This window comes from Pseudoalteromonas sp. APC 3250 (genome assembly GCF_030407915.1).
Classification (GTDB): Bacteria; Pseudomonadota; Gammaproteobacteria; order Enterobacterales; family Alteromonadaceae; genus Pseudoalteromonas; species Pseudoalteromonas tetraodonis.
The window spans coordinates 45,860-58,435 of record NZ_JASDCM010000015.1 but is presented as its reverse complement, the minus strand read 5'-3'; the positions used below and the strand labels follow the sequence as shown (position 1 = coordinate 58,435).

9 protein-coding genes are annotated in these 12,576 nt (G+C 41.9%); 1 reads left to right on the top strand and 8 read right to left on the bottom strand.

Annotated features, from left to right (window positions below):
• Positions 1–8: 8 nt before the first annotated feature.
• Both pstA and QL986_RS14545 read right to left on the bottom strand, forming a co-directional pair.
• Positions 9–1,658: a phosphate ABC transporter permease PstA gene (pstA, locus tag QL986_RS14550; protein WP_013465994.1), complete on the bottom strand. Its 1,650-nt coding sequence runs from the start codon at positions 1,656–1,658 to the stop codon at positions 9–11.
• 15 nt (positions 1,659–1,673) lie between these two features.
• Positions 1,674–3,908 (bottom strand): ABC transporter permease subunit, encoded by a 2,235-nt coding sequence (locus tag QL986_RS14545; RefSeq protein ID WP_138687017.1) that lies wholly within the window; start codon positions 3,906–3,908, stop codon positions 1,674–1,676.
• Positions 3,909–4,264: 356 nt separating this feature from the next.
• On the opposite strand from QL986_RS14545, the gene QL986_RS14540 reads away from it, so the two are divergent.
• A complete protein-coding gene (locus QL986_RS14540) occupies positions 4,265–4,771 on the top strand; it encodes an ACT domain-containing protein (protein ID WP_013465996.1) in 507 nt (168 codons plus the stop codon).
• 70 nt (positions 4,772–4,841) lie between these two features.
• Here QL986_RS14540 and QL986_RS14535 read toward each other — a convergent pair whose 3' ends face one another.
• The 6 genes from QL986_RS14535 to QL986_RS14510 form a co-directional block, all read right to left on the bottom strand.
• Positions 4,842–5,297, bottom strand: a complete 456-nt coding sequence (locus QL986_RS14535) for a hypothetical protein (protein WP_058155306.1) — start codon at positions 5,295–5,297, stop codon at positions 4,842–4,844.
• 144 nt (positions 5,298–5,441) lie between these two features.
• Positions 5,442–8,558, bottom strand: coding sequence for an efflux RND transporter permease subunit (locus tag QL986_RS14530; RefSeq protein ID WP_290191664.1), 3,117 nt, complete (start codon positions 8,556–8,558; stop codon positions 5,442–5,444).
• Positions 8,559–8,566: 8 nt separating this feature from the next.
• Positions 8,567–10,066: an efflux RND transporter periplasmic adaptor subunit gene (locus tag QL986_RS14525; protein WP_024601953.1), complete on the bottom strand. Its 1,500-nt coding sequence runs from the start codon at positions 10,064–10,066 to the stop codon at positions 8,567–8,569.
• Positions 10,056–11,381, bottom strand: a complete 1,326-nt coding sequence (locus tag QL986_RS14520) for a TolC family protein (protein ID WP_290191663.1) — start codon at positions 11,379–11,381, stop codon at positions 10,056–10,058. The genes QL986_RS14525 and QL986_RS14520 overlap by 11 nt, the downstream gene beginning before the upstream one ends.
• A gap of 103 nt (positions 11,382–11,484) precedes the next feature.
• The gene (locus tag QL986_RS14515; RefSeq protein WP_024601952.1) at positions 11,485–11,859 is read right to left on the bottom strand and encodes a hypothetical protein; all 375 of its coding nucleotides are present in this window, start codon (positions 11,857–11,859) and stop codon (positions 11,485–11,487) included.
• A gap of 63 nt (positions 11,860–11,922) precedes the next feature.
• Positions 11,923–12,531: a paraquat-inducible protein A gene (locus QL986_RS14510; protein ID WP_024601951.1), complete on the bottom strand. Its 609-nt coding sequence runs from the start codon at positions 12,529–12,531 to the stop codon at positions 11,923–11,925.
• Positions 12,532–12,576 lie beyond the last annotated feature (45 nt).

The window sequence follows — 12,576 nt, the reverse complement described above, 5'->3', positions numbered from 1 at the left end:
ATACTAAATTAATGCTCAAGCGATCTGAATTTTTCACGTAAATGGTTGCGTATACCAATGGCGGTGATGTTAAGGGTAATAATAACCGACACTAACAAAAAGGCCGTTGCATATACCAGCGGACGCGCCGCTTCAACGTTAGGGCTTTGAAAGCCAACATCGTAAATATGAAAACCTAAGTGCATGAACTTTCTATCTAAGTGTATGTAAGGGAAGTTACCATCAAGCGGCAACGTTGGTGCCATTTTTACCACACCCACCAGCATAAGCGGTGCAACTTCACCCGCAGCACGAGCAACCGCTAAAATTAACCCCGTCATAATAGCAGGGCTGGCCATAGGAATAATGATTCGCCATAACGTTTCTACCTTAGTCGCGCCCAGTGCTAATGAACCATCACGTACTGTGCTTGGAATACGAGATAAACCTTCCTCGGTTGACACAATTACCACAGGCAGAGTTAATATAGCCAAAGTGAGTGCCGACCACATCACACCGGGTGTACCAAATACAGGCGTAGGCGATGACTCTGGGTAAAATAGTTGGTCAACACTGCCACCTACCATATACACAAAGAAACCTAGACCGAATACACCATATACAATTGACGGAACACCCGCTAAGTTAATAACCGCAATACGGATCATTTTAGTAATTGCGTTTTTAGCTGCATATTCATGCAAATAAATGGCGGCAACCACACCAAATGGCGTCACAATCACAGCCATTAACATCACCATGAATACCGTACCAAAGATAGCAGGAAATACACCGCCTTCGGTATTGGCTTCACGTGGGTCATCTGAAACAAACTTACCTAACTGCACAAAGTAATGGCCTAGTTTAGCAAAAAAGCCCATATCGTTTGGAAACCATACATCCAACACTTGATAAAGCGGGATAGTAACAATCTCACCACGCATATCTTTCACAGTTACTTGGTCACGCTTAGCTTGGTTACGCAGTGCAAATAACTCTTTTTCAAGCTCACCATATTGCGCACGTAAATCAGCACGGGCTTGAGCAAGTTCAGCTACGCGCTCATCAGTTAGCTCGTTATCAAGCAAATAGGCTTTTTCCTGCAAACGTAAACGCTCTAACTCGTAGTTTATATGACCAATATCACCATTTTGTAAATCCAGTGCTTCGTCATTTAAGTCAACCGCACGCTCTACAAGATCATGTAATGTTTCAACTTTATCTGTAGTTATTGTTTCACCGTCTTTGATTACTGATTCTACATAACCGTAAAAGTTACCGTTTTTGCTACGCTCAAATACCGCGAGTGCTTTTGGTGCTGAGCTTTGTGTAATATCAGTTTCAAGTATCCAGCGAAAGTCTAAATCTACATACTCACGGTTACCGGTTTTAATTAGTAAACGCTCAACCTCGTCTTTTTCAAATTTAGAAACATCAATACCGGTTGCCGCTAAACGCGACTTAGGTACTAATTCACGGTCGTAAATTTCACCAATAACGGTTTGTTTAGTAATCGAGCCTTCAAGCTCATATTGCATAACTTGAGATGGCCAAAAAAAGCTTAATCCCTTCCATGCAATCATGGCGAGTAAACCAATTACTGAAATTAAACTGATGCTGACGGCACCACCGGTCATCCAAATCCAAGGAGAACCAGACCTAAACCACTGCTTTACCATGTCGTGTTTCTCCACTTACATTGAGCTATATTTTTCACGCAGCTGCTGACGAACAAATTCAGCAACGGTGTTGAAAATAAAGGTAAATATGAATAATACAAAGGCGGCTAAGAATAGAATTCGATAATGCGAACTCCCCACTTCCGACTCTGGCATTTCGACGGCAATATTAGCGGCTAAGGTACGCATACCTTGGAAAATACTCCAATCCATAATCGGCGTATTACCGGTTGCCATCAGTACAATCATGGTTTCGCCTACGGCGCGACCTAACCCCATCATGACCGCAGAGAAAATACCTGGGCTAGCCGTAAGTAACACCACGCGAATTAGCGTTTGCCACTGCGTTGCACCTAATGCTAACGAGCCATTAGATAAATGCTTAGGAACGCTGAATACCGCATCTTCCGCAATTGAGAAGATAGTGGGAATAACCGCAAAGCCCATCGCAATACCAACCACAAGCGAGTTACGCTGATCGAAAGTCATACCAAGCTCATTGGTTAAGTATTGACGCACATTGCCATCAAACATCCACAGTTCAATACTTTCGCTCATCGCAAATGACAACCAACCAATAAATAACACCACAGGAATTAATAAAATTGAATGTGAGCCTTCAGGAATTTTATGGCGAATAGCTGCAGGTAATTTAGTCCAACCTAAAGCGGTTGCTAAAATACCTAATGGCAGTAATACGAGTAAGCCAACAATAGCCGGCAGGTGCTCTTCAATTAAAGGCGCTAACCACAAGCCAGCTAAAAAGCCGAGTATTACCGTTGGCAAAGCTTCCATTATTTCAACGGTCGGCTTAACCACGCGACGTAATTCGCTCGACATAAAGTAAGCGGTGTAAATAGCGGCTGAAATAGCAATAGGCACAGCAAATAACATTGCATACATAGCAGCCTTTAAAGTACCAAATGAAATTGGTACCAGTGAGAACTTAGATTCAAAATCATCACTTGCAGACGTTGATTGCCAAATATAACCCGGCTCAGGGTAACCCTCGTACCATACTTCTTGCCAAAGCGCTGACCACGTTACTTCTGGGTGTTCGTTATGAATTTCTAATACCGTTAGCTTGTTATCAGCCAAAATCAGCGCGGCATTTGAACGCGGAGCAATAGCAAACTGTTCAATTGCACCTTCACTGACTTTACCTTGCCACAACTTTGCTTCACTGGTTGTGTAATAAACACCTAGCTCACCATTTTGACCGGTTGTAAAAAAGGTGCGACGGTAAAACTCAGTAAAAATATTTAACTTACTTTGCTTGGTGGTTTCAAACGAACGAATTTTTTGAAACTCGCGACCTGAGTCAGTGTTTACTTCAAACCACTGCGATATTTCACCATTATCATTGGCCAGCATCAGGGAGTTAGCACCAGCTAATAATTGTGATGACACAATATTAGCGTTTTCTTCGTTGGCAGATAATAATTGGATTTGCTCTACTTCACTTGGGTAGCGAGTATCGAATACGTAAATTTGATTAGCAGAGCGAACAAATGTGCGGGTGGTATCCGGCGAAATTAATAACTCATCTACGCGACCATCAACGTTCAATTCGGTACGTTCAACTTGCCATTCGACTTCACCGGTAAACATATTTTCTTCGGCTACAAAGCTGCTAAATACCACACGTTTATCGGCGGTAAGTGCCACAACGGCTGTTTTGTCCTCATAATGGCTAAAGGCAAAACGCTTAATAGCAGCACCTTGTTCATCAACTTCTAACGCCATCTCACCCAATGGATAACCTAAACGCGGGCTTAATTTACGTTCATTATTAGGGAAGGTGACTAAAAACTTAGGCGCAACAATAGTTACGGTGCCATTTTCTAAGCCATACGCATAATGACCTTGAAAAGGGGCACTATTTGCAAAGCTGGTTACCTTCGCAGGTAAAGTGGCATTAAGTGTTTTTAGTTTTTTACCAAAGTTTGCTTTATCAACACTATAGAAGTTAACTTGACCTTGATTATCAAGTAAGTAAGCAACCTCAGTTTGTTCTTCAACACCAAGCCCAACTATTTGCTCAGCATTAGCAACATTAAAGCTAGCGCGCTTTTCAACTTTAGCTGACTCGAAAATAGGCTGCACTACATAAAGAAGGTAAAAAAAGATCAATAGCAGTGCTATTAATACCATTATACCGCCTGCGGTTATGCCAAACTTAGCAAACCGGTCTTTAAATAGACGGCTTCGATCCGTATTAAAAGTCGGTTTATTCGGATTTGAAGTCATCAAAACACCCTTATATCTTAACGTTGGGCGCATTATATTTCATCAAAGTGACAGTAATGTTACAGTCGTAATAATTCTTTACTGGAACCACGAAATAATATTAAAGTATTGTTTTATTGAATGATTGTATTTATTTATGTGTTATTAATAAACTAAATCAATTATTAATTGGACAAACTATTTATCCAAGACAATACTCAATGGGCATCTAATATAACAATAATAAAGTAACCTATTAAGATATAACAATCCTTTTGTGGTTAGCTTTTACATACATTAAGAATCACATACATTAGATCGCATCACTTAATGCCTATGCATTTATTTTTTCATTTGGGCTTAAAAAGAGAACTATTATGAAGCAGTTGGTAATAACCATTTTAGGGGAAGATCGCCCCGGTTTAGTAGAAAGTATTTCATCGGTTATATTGGAAAACCACGGTAATTGGTTAAGCAGTAATTTAAGTCATTTGCTTGGCCACTTTGCTGGCATTATACAAGTTGAGGTGGCTGAAGAGCATTTACAGGCATTTCAAGATGCGCTTAATGGGCTTCCTAAATTAGATGTCCGTATTGAAAAAGGCAACACCGAAATTGAGCCTGTTGAACTCGAGCAGCTTAATTTTGTGATCACCGGGAACGATCGTCCCGGTATTGTCCAAGAGTTGGCAAGTGTTATTCGTCATAAAGGCGCTAATATTACGAACTTAAACTCAAGGCAGCAAAGTGCGCCAAACTGGGGGGTGCCAATTTTTAGTGCCGTTGCCACCGTTAGCCTGCCTAATGGGCTTAACAAAGACGAAGTAATTAACGCTCTTGAGTCAATTACGAGTGACTTAGTGGTTGATGTAGAGCAAAGTTAAATCAGTACTACTAGTATGAACACGAAAAAGGCGCTTATTACAGCGCCTTTTTTATGCATAACACCCAGTGCTACATATCTACATGACGGTTAATACTTTGCATCATCTGCTTCAGACCTTGCTCTTCGAGCTGTAAGATCTCCCCTAGCTTTTCTTGAGCCTCTGGTGACTGCGCTTTATCTGCCAAATAACTATATGCGTTCAATACTTTTTGATGCTGCTGAGATAAATACTCTTGAATTACTTGCTCATCTAACTGGTTACTGCGATCTAAATCAGTAAAGTTAATAATTTCTGAATGCTCTGAAAAATATTCATAACAATACGTATCTAATGTGTTTATTTGCGTGATGGCTTTAAAGCCAATTAAATCCTCAGCGAGCTTTTTTTCATACTCAACACAATAATCAATTAGCTGTTTGTTATGCTCCCCGAGTAGGTCCTTTACACTAAAAAAATTAGCGGCCATTTGTGTGTGAAATTGAACGGTCCAATCGAACACTTCTTGGATTGTTTTAACTTGCATGTGCGTTCCTTACTATTTAACCCTAATTATTAAATAGATGCGTGAATCATGCCAACAAAAAAAACAATAAAATCAGTAGGTAAAGTAAGGATGGGTAACTTGTACTGATTTTTTACAGTACAAGTTACACAACCAGTGTAAAAATTATAGGTTTCGCTTTCGCCATAATAAATACACAGCAGGCAATACCAGCAATGTTAAAACAATGGCGCTAAACATACCGCCAACCATGGGGGCGGCTATTCGACTCATTACTTCACTCCCCGTGCCTGTGCCATATAAAACAGGTAACAGGCCAATCACTATGGTTGCTACCGTCATCATTACCGGGCGAACGCGCAAACCAGCGCCTTCTAATATGGCATGTTTAAGCTGCTCAATACTGATGCTTTTTCCTAATTGAGAGGCGGCCTGTACCTGCGCTTTATACGCTTGGTTTAAATACACCAACATAATAACGCCTATTTCTACGGCCACCCCAGCAAGGGCAATAAAGCCGACCCCCACAGCAACAGAGAAATTAAAGCCTTCTAAGTACATGAGCCAAATACCCCCTATCATCGCCAGTGGTAATGTCGCCATAATAATAAAGACTTCAGTGAAGCTTCTAAAATTCAGGTAAAGCAGTACCACAATAATGGCTAAGGTTAACGGCAACACATAACTCAGTTTCGCCTTAGCGCGCTCCATGTATTCATATTGCCCTGCCCAAGTTATAGAATACCCTGCGGGTAAAATTAGCTGCTCGTTTAGTAACTGCTGAGCACTTTCTACGTAGCTGCCAATGTCAGTATCTTTAATATCAATAAAGCTCCAACCATTTAAACGGGCATTTTCACTTTTTATGCCAGGAGGGCCATCGCTAATGTATACATCAGCCACGTCGGCAAGTGCAATGCGTTGCCCAGCAGGGGTTACAATAGGCAGCAGCATTAACTCCTCTGGTGAATCACGATACGCTTGCGGATAACGAATATTAACTGGGTATCGCTCTTGACCCTCAACCGTTTCAGTCACGTTCATTCCCCCAATGGCGGTTGCGACCACTTGCTGCACATCTGCAATATTTAAACTATAACGCGCTGCTTTTTCACGGTTAATATCGACCTTGATATAACGCCCACCCGCTACTCGCTCTGAGTAAACCGATGCGGTACCTGGAAGATCTTTAAGCAGTACTTCTATTTGTTGACCTATTTTTTGAATTTCACTCAAATTCGGCCCCGCGACTTTTATACCCACAGGGGTTTTAATCCCTGTAGCCAGCATATCTATTCGCGTTTTGATAGGCATTACCCAAGCGTTTGTGAGTCCTGGGAACTTTACTAAAGCATCCAGCTCTTGTTTGAGCTTTTTGGTGGTCATGCCTTCGCGCCATTGATCTTTAGGCTTAAACTGTATAAAGGTTTCAATCATGGTGAGTGGTGCCGGATCGGTTGCCGTTTCCGCTCGTCCAATTTTACCAAATACGGTTTTCACCTCGGGCACAGTGGCAATCAGCTTATCGGTTTGCTGTAATAGCTCGCGCGCTTTACCAATAGAAATCCCAGGGTAAGTGGTTGGCATATACATTAAATCCCCCTCATCAAGAGGTGGAATAAACTCACTGCCTATTTTATTTACCGGATAAAAGCCCACTAAAGTAATAATCAGTGCCACCAACAAGGTGCTTTTGGGGAATTTTAAGACTGTGTTTAACAGTGGCTTATAACTATTTACTAGTAAACGGTTTACCGGATTTTTATTTTCAGATATCACCTTACCGCGAATAAAGTACCCCATCAGTACGGGTACTAAGGTAATTGCTAAGCCGGCAGATGCCGCCATTGCATAGGTTTTTGTGTAAGCCAATGGCGCAAACATTCGCCCTTCTTGAGCTTCTAAAATAAACACCGGCATAAAGCTAACTGTAATGATTAATAAGCTAAAAAATAATGCAGGCCCTACTTCACTGGCAGAATCAATCACCACTTGCCAACGATTTTCATCGGTCAGCGGTTTTTTCTCCATGTGTTTATGCATGTTTTCAATCATCACAATCGCACCATCGGTCATGGCACCTATCGCTATAGCAATGCCCCCTAACGACATAATGTTGGCATTAATCCCTTGCCAATACATAATAATAAAGGCGGTGAGTATGCCTAAGGGCAAGGTAATAATAGCCACCAGCGATGAGCGTACATGGAATAAAAACACCACACACACTAAAGCCACTACAATAAGTTCTTCCGTCAATTTAGAGGTGAGGTTATCAACTGCGTCTTTTATTAAGTGAGAGCGATCGTACACAGGTACAATTTCAACCCCCTCAGGCAGGCCTTTTTTAAGTGACTCCAATTTAGCTTTGACGAGCTCTATAGTTTTTTGCGCGTTTTCACCAAAGCGCATCACTACTACGCCACCAGCCACCTCGCCTTCGCCGTTAAGCTCGGCAACACCACGGCGCATTTGAGGACCTAAACGCACATTAGCAACATCACGCAACTGTAGTGCAGTACCGTTAGCGTTTATACCTAGAGGAATCGCTTCTAAATCAGCCACACTTTTTACATAGCCAGTGCTGGTAACCATGTATTCGGCTTCTGCCATTTCAACAACTGATGCCCCCATTTCTTGGTTACCTTGCTTAATGGCAGTTTGAATAAGGCTTAGCGGAATACCATAGGCACGTAACTTATCGGGCTGTACGTTAACTTGGTATTGTTTCACCATGCCACCTACCGATGCTACTTCGGATACACCGGGCACAGTTTGCAGTTCAAACTTTAAAAACCAATCTTGTAAACTGCGTAGTTGGCTTATGTCATGCTTACCTGTGGTATCAGTGAGTGCATATAAATACACCCAACCAACTCCTGTGGCATCGGGGCCAAGCTCTGCAATTGCCGTATTGGGTAAACGCGCAGATACTTGACTTAAATATTCTTGAACACGACTTCGCGCCCAGTATAAATCGGTGTCTTCGTCAAAAATAACGTACACGTAGGAGTCACCAAAAAACGAAAAACCGCGTACTGTTTGCGCCCCTGGTACCGATAACATCGCCGTGGTTATAGGAAATGTGACCTGATCTTGCACTACTTGCGGCGCTTGCCCAGGGTAAGATGTTTTAACAATAACCTGTACATCAGATAAATCGGGTAAGGCATCTACTGGGGTGTTTTTTACAGCATACAAGCCGCCACCAATAAGTATTGCGGTCAGTAACAGTACAAAAAAACGATTAACAACAGACCAGCGAATAATTGCAGTAATCATAACCACTCCTACTCGTGCTGACTGTGCATAGCATGCACAGAAGTCATTGTATGGATCACAAACTCACCTTGCTCAATACTAAAGGTAAATATAACTTCATCATTTAGCTTAAACGCCTCAATGGTTACATTTTTTGCTAACACAAAGTCCATAGTTGCAGGTCCGCGCCCCCACTTTTCAATCGCCTCACGGCTAATATTCATAACCCGTGTGCTAGGGTCTATGCTATTAATCACTCCATTCACAGTAGCCATACTTGGGGCACTATCACTCATTGTCATGGTGCTGTGCGAAGGTGCTTGCATACGCTTAAAGTCAGAGCTTTTACTCGACTCTGAATCAATTAAAAACTGCGCAGAAGTAACCACTTCATCTTCAGCCATAACACCCGATAAAATCTCAGTATGAGTCGCATCGCTTCGCCCTAAGGTTACTTCAACCGATTTAAAACGCCCCTCACCAAGCGCAATTACAATGCGGTTTTGGCTACCAGTGCGAATAACCGCCTCTTTAGGCACAATTAACTGCTTTTCAGCTTTTTGGCTATGAATACTCACTTGCGCAAACATATTTGGTTTTAACTGATGACCTTCGTTATTAAAGCGCAAACGCACTCGTAAAGTACGATTTTTAGCATCTAAAGTAGGGTAAATATAATCCACTTGCCCTTGCCAACGTTGACCACTTAAATAATCGAGTGTCATGGTTACCGGTAAACCAACACGAATAAGTTCTGCTTGGCGTTCAAATACCTCAGCCTCAACCCACACTTCGTCAAGCTGAGCAATACTCATCATTGATGTATCTGGTTTAACGTAAAACCCTTCACGAATATTAAGCTCATCAACAACGCCACCTTGGCGAGAATAAAAAGTAATATTTTGTAGCACTTGCTGACTTTTTTGTAAGCGTGAAATAAAACCCTCAGACACATTAAGCGATTTTAAACGTGCTTTAGCCGCCCGAATTAACACCGGATTATTGCGCTTTAACGCTAAAACAAACTCTTCTTGGGCATTGACTAATTGCGGTGAATACAAGGTATAAAGTGGCTCATCTTGTTTAACCTGATCGCCTGCGGCCTTCACATATAATGTCTCTACCCAGCCCTCTACCCGCGGATGAATATGAATGAGCTGGTCTTGGTTATACTGTACATAGCCTACCGTGTTGACTTCATTTTCCAGCGCTGCAAACTCCACCGGTGCCGTGCGTACACCTAAGTTGTTGATCACGGTAGGTGAAATTTTAACACTGCCGGGGCCTTCATTGGCGCCACTGTCTGACTCTTCATAAACAGGCACTAAATCCATACCCATAGGTGATAAACCCGGTTCATCACGACGATAATTACTGTCCATTGGTGCCACCCAATAAAGCGGCTCTTTTTTACTACTGGTTTTGTCATTGCTTGGCATAGTGTGCTCAGCTGGCAAGCTCAATAACACCCCGGCCGTCAGCGCTGCACTGCATATAGCCACCAATGACAATTTTAAATTAGTATTCATAGGTTAGCTCCTGCTGTGATAAGTTTTTTAAGCTGGCGTCATCAGCACTGGCGTAATAATTTAACCGTGCAATAATAATTTTTTGATCAACATGAATATTAAGTGCGTCTATTTTGGCATTTAATTCGCTGATCCGCGCTTGCATCACATCCGAAAAATTACCATCATCGCGAGTATAAGCATTAAGGGTCGCTTGGGATTGCTCGGCCATTTGCGGCAATAATTTAGTTTTATAGAGCGCTGCTCGCTGACTTAATCGTGTTAGTTGGCTGACTTCCTTAAAGTACATTCCTTGTAGCTTTTTAAGGGCAATTAATTTTTGTGTTTTTGCCTCTTCGCTATCAGCAATCGCGGCATTAACGAGTTGATCTTGGCGATTGTCGGTAAATAGCGGTAAATCTATACTCACTCCTACAGAGAAAAGGTCGGCTCGTGAGCCACCCATTGGCATATCATCGCGATAACCATATCCCATATTCACACCAATTTGCGGTTTATAGCCTTGCTCAGCCACACTTATTTGAGTTTGCTTTGCCTCTATTGCATTATCAATCGCCATAATAGCGGGGTGCTTTAATAGCAATGCCATTAATTGCTGAAACTCTAATTCCGTGTAGTTTTTTAACGCTGCAAGCGCTGAAAAGTCATCACCAACAGGCTGGCTTAGCATGTCGATGGGCAACCATTGTGTTAACCGCTTTTTAGCACCTTGTAGCTGTTGATCAAGTTGCATTAGTTTATCTTCAAGGCGGGTTAGCTCTAATTGCGCACGAATAATATCTTGTTGGCGTGTTTTACCCACCGAGCTTACATAACTTGATTCGGTAATATCGATTAGCTGAGTAAACAAGGCTTTGTCCTGCTCAATAAGTGCAATAGTTCGCTGCGCTCTGAACGCATTGAGCCATGACTCGGTCACTGTGGTTTTTACCTGCGCGAGTCTATCTTTACGAAGCCAAGGCTCTGCCGCAGCCGACTGAGACAGTGCTTTTTGCTGCAATGCTAAACTATCGCCTCGGCTTAACGATTGGCTAATTCCTACTTTAAATTGGGTCATATTTTCTTGATCAAAAGCAAAACCATTAGTGGGTAAGTTCATTAACCCTAGCGTGAGTACCGGATCAGGTAAGGTACCTGCGGCAATACTTTTTGCTTCAATTGATGCTTGTTTTTGTTTGCTGGCTTTAAGCCAAGGCTCATGGTTTAAGGCATAGTTAATTGCCTCATTTAAACTCAGTTCAGCACTGTGTACAGAGACACTAATGCTCAATAAGCTGCTCACACAAACGGCTTTTAATACTGCGAAGTGATTCATCACTTGCTCCACTTAAATTTAAAAAATAAAAAACGATTAAATTTTTAAGCAGATAGATGACAAAAAGCTAAATGGCTAGATTTTGAATACACCTATCCTGCGGTTATGCAGGCATAGGAGGACGATAAAGAGATCGTGCAAAATTAGGTTGGCGCTGCATGACAGCAAGGTGCACTTTTTCAGAGGATAATTTAGAGGCTATAAATAGCGAGTTTACGTGCAAGGCCGAATGCGAATTACAAGCACTCATCGGGCAACTGCAATCTTGGGTTAACGTGCTTTGCTCACTACAGCAATCCATAGACATGGTTGTTGTATCAGCGTCGTCACTCATTGCCATTTCACTATGCTGCATCGATGCATGGGTTGCCATGTTCATATGCGGCATATCACATACCATAGATACAGACGCAACAGCTTGACCCACAAAAGTGAGTAGCAAGGTCAGCGTGAGTAAAATACAGTAAATACGTTGCAATGAAATAACCTAAAAGTAAATAGACGCTAAAAGTTTATGGTAACTGCGTTTAAAACTCAATCATTAACTGGTTTTTACCACTGGCTTTATCAAGCTACTAGCCGCAATAGCGAACAGGCAATAGCCGGTAAAATACCAAAAACCAGTACCAAACTCAGCATGCATATTTAGTAAGTCTTCTGAGTTCGCGTTTGCATTACCAGCCATGTAAGCCACGATTAATGCAATAACAAACACATCCACCATACTCCATTTACTTAAGCCAATTATCACTTTACCAAGCTTGTACTTAAACGAAGTCTCCTTCAGTGCACAATAAAACAATTGAAGCAGCAGCTTAATTGTTGGGATCACTATTGAAAAAAACGCCACTAATATCGCCACTAAGTAGTTTTTGTTATCGGCCAGTTCGTTAACGGTGCCCCAAATACTACGCGTTTTTTGATAAGCGCTGATCTCACCTTCAAGTTTGTCTAACCCCAACATACTCGAGACCATCATTAGCATATTGCGGGTGTTTTGATTTCCTTCATCTGCCAGCATTTCAATACCAGCTTGAGCAAGTTTAGATTTATCAATTTTGCCTTCCATACTCAACACCGGCTGTGTCACCCCGGGGATCAATAAAGCTAAGGCAATTAAAATAGTCGTGATAGGTAAAAGTAAACGCATGGTGTAATACTAAGTAAAAATCAATATGTGCCAATCATACCCAAA

What these genes read in the sequence shown, in the direction of transcription:
- QL986_RS14525 (WP_024601953.1), bottom strand. Translation starts at nt 10,066, where the DNA reads ATGAATACTAATTTAAAATTGTCATTGGTGGCTATATGCAGTGCAGCG.
- QL986_RS14545 (WP_138687017.1), bottom strand. Translation starts at nt 3,908, where the DNA reads ATGACTTCAAATCCGAATAAACCGACTTTTAATACGGATCGAAGCCGT.
- QL986_RS14530 (WP_290191664.1), bottom strand. Translation starts at nt 8,558, where the DNA reads ATGATTACTGCAATTATTCGCTGGTCTGTTGTTAATCGTTTTTTTGTA.
- QL986_RS14540 (WP_013465996.1), top strand. Translation starts at nt 4,265, where the DNA reads ATGAAGCAGTTGGTAATAACCATTTTAGGGGAAGATCGCCCCGGTTTA.
- QL986_RS14520 (WP_290191663.1), bottom strand. Translation starts at nt 11,381, where the DNA reads ATGAATCACTTCGCAGTATTAAAAGCCGTTTGTGTGAGCAGCTTATTG.
- QL986_RS14510 (WP_024601951.1), bottom strand. Translation starts at nt 12,531, where the DNA reads ATGCGTTTACTTTTACCTATCACGACTATTTTAATTGCCTTAGCTTTA.
- QL986_RS14535 (WP_058155306.1), bottom strand. Translation starts at nt 5,297, where the DNA reads ATGCAAGTTAAAACAATCCAAGAAGTGTTCGATTGGACCGTTCAATTT.
- pstA (WP_013465994.1), bottom strand. Translation starts at nt 1,658, where the DNA reads ATGGTAAAGCAGTGGTTTAGGTCTGGTTCTCCTTGGATTTGGATGACC.